The sequence below is a fragment of the Streptomyces pseudogriseolus genome (assembly GCA_002154585.1).
GTDB lineage: Bacteria > Actinomycetota > Actinomycetes > Streptomycetales > Streptomycetaceae > Streptomyces > Streptomyces pseudogriseolus.
In genome coordinates this window covers 1-932 of the sequence record MUNG01000766.1, presented here as the reverse complement: position 1 = coordinate 932, position 932 = coordinate 1, and the positions used below count along the sequence as shown (strand labels likewise).

Here is a 932-nt window from a genome sequence, read left to right as displayed (position 1 = left end):
TGCGGTGCAAGCAGAGCGTGATCGCGGGATGTAAACCCGTCCTCCCCAAGCTCCCTCCCGTGGAAACCTAACCGCGCGAGAAATTCTCGTATTCCCGCCCCGTTCGTCCGCACGTTCCCCGGCCGCGTGGCCGCCGGCCATCCCCTGTTCCGGGCCGCCTTACAGCCGACTTACGGCCGAAAAGGGCAGGATGGAGGCAACAACACCCACCCGTACCCCTGCCCGCGCGTGCCCTCGTGGTCCGCCGGGCGGGTCATGAGGAAGGACAAGCGACGTGCGCGTACTCGTCGTCGAGGACGAGCAGCTGCTCGCCGATGCGGTGGCCACCGGGCTGCGCCGGGAGGCCATGGCCGTCGACGTCGTGTACGACGGTGCGGCCGCCCTGGAGCGCATCGGCGTCAACGACTACGACGTGGTCGTCCTCGACCGCGACCTCCCCCTCGTGCACGGCGACGANNGTCAGCGACCGCGTCGAGGGGCTGGAGATCGGCGCCGACGACTACCTGCCCAAGCCGTTCGCGTTCAGCGAGCTCATCGCGCGGGTGCGGGCGCTCGGCCGGCGTACCAGCGTCCCCCTGCCGCCGGTCCTGGAGCGGGCCGGGATCAAGCTCGACCCCAACCGCCGCGAGGTCTTCCGCGACGGCAAGGAGGTCCAGCTCGCGCCGAAGGAGTTCGCCGTGCTGGAGGTCCTCATGCGCAGCGAGGGCGCCGTGGTCTCCGCGGAGCAGCTGCTGGAGAAGGCCTGGGACGAGAACACCGACCCGTTCACCAACGTCGTCCGCGTGACCGTCATGACCCTGCGCCGCAAGCTGGGCGAGCCGCCGGTCATCGTGACGGTGCCCGGCTCCGGATACCGGATCTGATCACCGACCATGGCTGCCACTCCCGCGCCCCCCACCGCGCCCCCCAAGCCCTGCCTCTTCTACACATCT

1 pseudogene is annotated in these 932 nt (G+C 70.0%); it reads left to right on the top strand.

Going from position 1 to position 932, the window contains the following annotated elements:
• Window positions 1–274 precede the first annotated feature (274 nt).
• A pseudogene (locus tag CCN29_RS34645) lies at window positions 275–863 on the top strand (response regulator transcription factor).
• Window positions 864–932: the final 69 nt, after the last annotated feature.